The 5,503-nt window shown below is 46.8% G+C and carries 2 protein-coding genes; one reads left to right on the top strand and one right to left on the bottom strand.

The genetic code is table 11. From position 1 onward, the window contains the following. Positions 1-157: 157 nt before the first annotated feature. On the bottom strand, positions 158-2,815 hold the full coding sequence (locus C5S62_RS03450; protein ID WP_104404063.1) for a glycoside hydrolase family 2 TIM barrel-domain containing protein: 2,658 nt from the start codon (positions 2,813-2,815) through the stop codon (positions 158-160). A gap of 213 nt (positions 2,816-3,028) precedes the next feature. On the opposite strand from C5S62_RS03450, the gene C5S62_RS03445 reads away from it, so the two are divergent. After that, on the top strand, positions 3,029-5,170 hold the full coding sequence (locus tag C5S62_RS03445; RefSeq protein WP_104404064.1) for a S46 family peptidase: 2,142 nt from the start codon (positions 3,029-3,031) through the stop codon (positions 5,168-5,170). The last annotated feature ends 333 nt before the right edge of the window (positions 5,171-5,503 follow it).

The following is a 5,503-nucleotide window of genomic DNA, read 5'->3' as shown; positions in this document are numbered from 1 at the left end:
AAAAATCCCCGTATTGCAATTTAAATTCCAAGTATTCGTGTTAAAAATCCAATACGGCCTTTTGAAAAACTCCTGCTTACAATTTATGTTTTAACACATCGGAGTGTTATGGAAGGTTAAAAATGTTAAAGTGCAAAGTCTCAGTTGCCTTTCATGGCTATTTCTCGCCGAATTCAGATTGCTGCTGTTCCACTTCTTTCAATTTCAGGGCGTTTTGCTCCTTGTTGTGGCGCTCGGCTTCACGTTCGTCCCTGCCCTTCGAAGCGGTTGCCGCTTCGGAGTCTGTACAACTGGTCGGTATGAGTGCCGCCTCAGTGGCGTCATAAACCAACGGTAAGGCGGCCGGCTTCGTCTCTAGTATAAGTTCGCCGCTGACAGGCATTTGCGAGCCGTCAAACGATACGCTGGCCGTGATGCGTATTTTCCCGGGGGTTAACGTGGACTGAATCAGGGCCGGTGCCGTGCCCCACCGGACTGGTGCCGGATTGGCCATGATGTCTGCACCCCCCAGCAGGCGTCCTTCCCCTTCTACTGTAAAATGGATTGAGTAATTGTTAAGCCGCTTGATGTTGCCGTTCTTGTCGGCAACGGCGGCTACAACTGTCACGAAGTCGGAGCCGTCGGCTTTCAGTTCTGTTCCTTCGCTGTCAGCCCACAGAAGCAGTTTCTCTGGCCGGCGCGCCGGCATCACTTTGTGTGTAGCCGCCACTTTCCCGTCTATTAGTCCTTCGGCGAGCAGATACACCTCGTCCTGCCTGCCGGCTCTCGACAGCGCTTTGTCCGTCATGAAGTCATAAACGTCAGGAAAGGTAATCACAGGCGACGGCATTCCTGGGCGGTTCTTGTCTTTTCGGTAAATATGCGTTTTGCCTCCTTTGTTGAAAGTCAGCCTTACTTCGTCACAGTTGGAATAGACCGTCACGTCCTTGCCGGAAAAAGGTGTCATTTCATGAGCTATGTATACCATGGGGCCACTTCCCGCATTTCCGTCCTGTTTCTCGGCAGGTCGTTGAGACATAAACATGTAATAGGAATATTTGGGCTGGCGGAAGACGTCTGCCAAACCTCCGTAGAATGGGTCGGGATGGTAGCCGCGCTGATGGTCGAACGAATGCCACAAGCATCCCCCGACATGCTGTGGTGTCTGTTTGTGTAGCACATCGAAGCTGGTTACCGGATAAGATGGAGCGGCATAGTGCCGGGTCTGGACCAGCATGGGCTGTTCGCCCCAGTTGCGGGCTACGCGGCTGGGAGAATTGTGGGAGTTCCAGTCATCGACATTGTCGCCCCATTCTCTGGTAAAATAGGTTTTTGAAGGATCGTGTTTCGAGGTGGCGTCCTGCATGCTTGCCGGATGGGCAAAGTAAACCGGAAAACTCTCATGGCCCCGTGCCTCGCTGTCGCAGCCGCTGTAGCAATAAGGATAGGGATATTCGGCATCGACTATGTTACGGGCCTTTTGGGCGAAGTCCGCCGGATACCATGTCTCGTTCAGAATAGGTTCCCACAACCATACGCAGGGATGGTTTCTGTCGCGGCGCACAAGATTGCGGATGTCGCTGTAGACACGTTGGGCAAATTCCGGCGCATCGTTCCAGAACTGCCATCCGGGCGTATTGTCAATAACAAACAGGCCCAGTTCATCGCAGGCGTCCATGAATGCCGGATCCTGCGGGCAATGGGCATTGCGGATAACCTCTATGCCGGCTTCTTTCAGTTTTTTTGCATCACGCCAGTGTACGCTGTTGGGCACGGCATTGCCTACCACCGCGAAATCCTGATGGCGGTTGGCGCCGATCAAAGGTTTGCCGTAGGGCTTGCCGTTAAGCCAGAATCCGTCTTTGGCCTTGAACTCAATGCTGCGGATGCCGATGCGCCGGCGATAGCCGTCTACCGCATTACCGCTGCGGTCCAGCACCCGTATCTGCAAGTCATATAATATTGGCGAAGATGGGCTCCACAGCATGGGGCGCTTCACTTCTGCTTGATGGGAGGAAACGGCTGTTTTTCCGCTCCTGACAGATATCTTGTCGTTGATGTGCAGCACTTGCTTGCCGTCGGGTTGCAGCAGCGTGTATTCCACTACGCCTGAAAAGGCTTTCTCAGTGGCATTGCGAATGTGTGAGCGTAGATTCACTGTAGCCGAGGTGTCCGACACTTTATCGAAACTGACGAACAGGCCGCCGCCAGCCACTTCGTTCTCGTAATTGGGGTCGGTGATGAACACTTCGCTGTGGGCTACAAGCCAGCAGTCCCTATAAATGCCGCCAAAGTAAGTGTAGTCCAGTACGTTCTGTGCTTTTCCCGGAGGGTAGGAAGGGTCATTGCTGTTGTCTGCCCACACGGCAATGACGTTGTCGCCTTTCCAGTTGACGGCATCTGTTATATCAACGACAACCGGCAGATAGCCGCCGAAGTGTTCGGCCAGCAGTTTGCCGTTGACGAAAACTTTGCTTTTCCCCATGATAGCCTCGAAATGGAGAAATAGTTTTTTGTTTTTAAAGGAGGCTTGTGGGGTGAAATGTTTGCGATACCATATTTCACCTTGATAATTAATGCAGCCGCTGGCTTCTGTCGGCAGGTATTCTATTCCGTTGGGCAGGGACACCACAGGCCAGTCGGTATCGTTGAAGTCTTTGGCCTGGGCTCCGCCAGCGGCGCCTTTGTGGAAACGCCATGCCGGATTCATGGAATAGACTTCACGGCCGCAGTCTTTTAAAAGGAAGAAACCGGCTGTGGAAAATTCCGGTTGGCGGGTTGCAGGCATGGGCAGTACTGTAAGGTAGAAAAAGAGGCAGTAAATGATTCTTTTCATGCTATCGGTGAATTTAGGTTGGTTATAATAGGACTTTTGTGCTGTTGGGGGGAACAGTATGGAATAGTTGGGCAAATATACTTGTTTCTTTCTGAAGACAGTTATTGTTATGTGATGAAACTCTTACAAAATATCCGGACAGATTAAAAAGGACACTTCGTGAATATAAAAAAGTTGCTTAACTTTGCAGCTAAATACCAATTACTTAAAATTATGAAAAAAATAGTTATGCTTTGCCTGTCTCTTGTCATGGGATGGGGCATGGCACATGCCGATGAGGGCATGTGGCTTCTGAAACTGATGAAACAGCAACATCTTGAGGATTCCCTCCGAAAGGCCGGATTGCAACTTTCCCCCGAGGCTCTTTACAGTGAAACATCATCGTCGTTGCGCGAGTGCATCGGCATTTTCGGAGGTGGCTGTACGGGCGAGGTTGTTTCGCCCGATGGCTTGGTGCTGACAAATCATCATTGCGGTTTTAGCTTTGTGCATGAAATGAGTGGTATCGGCCATGATTATATGAAGGACGGCTATTTTGCCAAGAGCCGTTCCGAAGAATTGCGCACTCCCGCAAGCTTGGGTTTCACTTTTGTGCTTCGTATTGTTGACGTGACTGATGAGGTAAATGCTGCCGCAGTAAAGGACGGTGCCGATACTTATACATCGCAGAGCCAGGCTTTCTTGGAACCGTTGGCGCAGAAACTGTTTAAGAAAAGTGATTTACGCAAGAAAAAAGGCATGAGCGTACGCATCGTCCCGTTCTTTGGTGCCAATCGTTTCTATATGTTCTATGAACAGCGTTTTACAGACGTTCGTCTGGTTGCCAACCCGCCATATAATATCGGTCAGTTTGGTGGCAATTCTGATAATTGGGTTTGGCCGCGGCATAGTGCCGATTTTGCCATGTTCCGCATTTATGCCGATAAAAATGGTGATCCGGCCCCTTATAGTCCTGACAATGTGCCCCTCAAATGCAAAAAATATCTTCCTATTTCACTCAAAGGTATAGACGAGGGGGATTATACCATGATTATGGGATTTCCCGGCCGTACCAGCCGTTTCCTAACAGCCTCGCAGGTGGAATTACGTACACAGAGTACGAATGCTCCCATAGTTCTGGCTGGAAATCCATTGTTGGATTATTATAAGAAACTGATGGACCAGAGTGATGAATTACGCCTTTTGCTTGAAGACGAGTATTTCTCGTGGGGCAACAGTATCAAGAATTTTGGCGGTATGAATGAGGCTGTTGAAAAAATCAATTTGGTGGCTCAGAAAAAAAAGGAGGAAGATAAGTTTCGACTCTTTGCAAAAGAGAGTAAAAAACTTGAATATCAAAATATTATAGATTGTATTGACTCTCTCTGCCGCGCGGCAAAAGATACGCTTTACGATCAGGCTCTCTCGCGCATAACTCTTTATGAACAGGACTTTTTGATTCGTCCCAATCTCGTGGATAATTTTGTCACGGCAGTGAAGAAAGGTAATGTCAAGGATATTGAAAAAGCAGGAACGGCCATTATGGATTGGTGTCAGCCTTATTTTGATGCCAAGAAATTGGATATTGATCGTGGAAAAATGGAAATGCTGACGCCCTATTTTGTCAATAACCATAAATTGCGGAATGTGGTTCCGACTTATTTGGCTGAAGGGCAGGACTGGAAAACTTTCTGTGAAAAGGTGTATACTCAATCTGTCTTTGCTGACAGTGCCCGACTGGCGGAAGTCCTGAGCGGGAATAAGGTGGATGTTCTGGTTGATGACCCTCTCTATCAACAGGGAAAAGCATTGGCAGAATATAGTAAGAAAACTATTGCCGGACTGAAGAATTATGAACGTAAGCTCAAGGAACTTGAGAAAATTTATGTTCGTGGTCTGTGTGAGATGTATGATTGGTCTAAAGCACCGGATGCTAATTTTACTTTGCGTATGACTTATGGTCATGTGACAGATTTGAAACCGCGTGATGCCGTTCGTTATGATTGGCGGACAGTACTTGATGGTATGTTTGAAAAAGAAAGCAAAATGGAAAGCGATTATTTTGTCAATGAAGATTTGCGGAAACTTTATGAGGCCAAAGATTTTGGCCGTTATGCCCGTAAGGATGGCAAATTGCCCACTTGTTTCCTTTCCAATAATGATATAACAGGGGGTAATTCTGGTTCAGGAGTACTTAATTCCCGTGGAGAACTTATCGGTTTGGCTTTTGACGGCAATATCGAGAGCTTGTCTAGTGACCTTAAGTTTAATCCAACTCTTCAGCGTTGTATAAATGTAGATATCCGTTATGTGCTCTTTATTATAGATAAACTGGGAGGAGCTAAATATGTATTTGATGAATTGGATATTCGTTGAAATAATAATAGCATTGTAAGTTGAATTTAAACGCGAAGAGTGAATTTTCACTCTTCGCGTTTGTTCTTTAATAAAAAACATCGTGCAGGTCTGGGTCTGAGTGTAAATATGTCATGTCTTATTTTCTTTAATATAATAATGTGTATTATATTCTGCAGTTGTATTATTTCCCGATCTATTCCTTTCCTTTTCCACACGGGATAGTTTTTTTACATTCTTTTTTTCGTTAGCTTTTCTTTGTTTGTTGTTATTTGTGTGAGGATGTGTGTATTTTTTTCTTTTGTTGTATATATGTGTTTATCAGTTGTTTGTATTGTTTTGTGTATTATGTAT

This window comes from Prevotella sp. MGM2, assembly GCF_002933955.1.
Lineage (GTDB): Bacteria > Bacteroidota > Bacteroidia > Bacteroidales > Bacteroidaceae > Alloprevotella.
This window is presented reverse-complemented; position numbering and strand designations above follow the sequence as displayed.